Annotated in this window: 1 rRNA gene; it reads right to left on the bottom strand. The window is 53.2% G+C overall.

Features of this window, described 5'->3' with window-relative positions:
* Positions 1-1,545: ribosomal RNA gene (locus BGE37_RS24680) — 23S ribosomal RNA — on the bottom strand; the annotation flags it as partial.
* Between the last annotated feature and the right edge of the window lie 20 nt (positions 1,546-1,565).

Raw genomic sequence — 1,565 nt, 5'->3', positions numbered from 1 at the left:
GCTTCAGCACCGTAGTGCCTCGTCATCACGCCTCAGCCTTGATTTTCCGGATTTGCCTGGAAAACCAGCCTACACGCTTAAACCGGGACAACCGTCGCCCGGCCAACATAGCCTTCTCCGTCCCCCCTTCGCAGTAACACCAAGTACAGGAATATTAACCTGTTTCCCATCGACTACGCCTTTCGGCCTCGCCTTAGGGGTCGACTCACCCTGCCCCGATTAACGTTGGACAGGAACCCTTGGTCTTCCGGCGAGCGGGCTTTTCACCCGCTTTATCGTTACTTATGTCAGCATTCGCACTTCTGATACCTCCAGCATACCTCACAGTACACCTTCGCAGGCTTACAGAACGCTCCCCTACCCAACAACACACAGTGTCGCTGCCGCAGCTTCGGTGCATGGTTTAGCCCCGTTACATCTTCCGCGCAGGCCGACTCGACCAGTGAGCTATTACGCTTTCTTTAAATGATGGCTGCTTCTAAGCCAACATCCTGGCTGTCTGGGCCTTCCCACATCGTTTCCCACTTAACCATGACTTTGGGACCTTAGCTGGCGGTCTGGGTTGTTTCCCTCTTCACGACGGACGTTAGCACCCGCCGTGTGTCTCCCGTGATAACATTCTCCGGTATTCGCAGTTTGCATCGGGTTGGTAAGTCGGGATGACCCCCTTGCCGAAACAGTGCTCTACCCCCGGAGATGAATTCACGAGGCGCTACCTAAATAGCTTTCGGGGAGAACCAGCTATCTCCCGGTTTGATTGGCCTTTCACCCCCAGCCACAAGTCATCCGCTAATTTTTCAACATTAGTCGGTTCGGTCCTCCAGTTAGTGTTACCCAACCTTCAACCTGCCCATGGCTAGATCACCGGGTTTCGGGTCTATACCCTGCAACTTAACGCCCAGTTAAGACTCGGTTTCCCTTCGGCTCCCCTATTCGGTTAACCTTGCTACAGAATATAAGTCGCTGACCCATTATACAAAAGGTACGCAGTCACCCCATAAAGAGGCTCCCACTGCTTGTACGTACACGGTTTCAGGTTCTTTTTCACTCCCCTCGCCGGGGTTCTTTTCGCCTTTCCCTCACGGTACTGGTTCACTATCGGTCAGTCAGGAGTATTTAGCCTTGGAGGATGGTCCCCCCATATTCAGACAGGATACCACGTGTCCCGCCCTACTCATCGAGCTCACAGCATGTGCATTTTTGTGTACGGGGCTGTCACCCTGTATCGCGCGCCTTTCCAGACGCTTCCACTAACACACACACTGATTCAGGCTCTGGGCTGCTCCCCGTTCGCTCGCCGCTACTGGGGGAATCTCGGTTGATTTCTTTTCCTCGGGGTACTTAGATGTTTCAGTTCCCCCGGTTCGCCTCATTAACCTATGGATTCAGTTAATGATAGTGTGACGAATCACACTGGGTTTCCCCATTCGGAAATCGCCGGTTATAACGGTTCATATCACCTTACCGACGCTTATCGCAGATTAGCACGTCCTTCATCGCCTCTGACTGCCAGGGCATCCACCGTGTACGCTTAGTCGCTTAACCTCACAACCCGAAGATGTTTC

It is taken from the genome of Escherichia sp. MOD1-EC6300, from assembly GCF_002965045.1.
GTDB classification, from domain to species: Bacteria; Pseudomonadota; Gammaproteobacteria; order Enterobacterales; family Enterobacteriaceae; genus Escherichia; species Escherichia coli_F.
The sequence above is the reverse complement of the archived record's forward strand: the minus strand, read 5'-3'. Positions and strand labels throughout refer to the sequence as shown.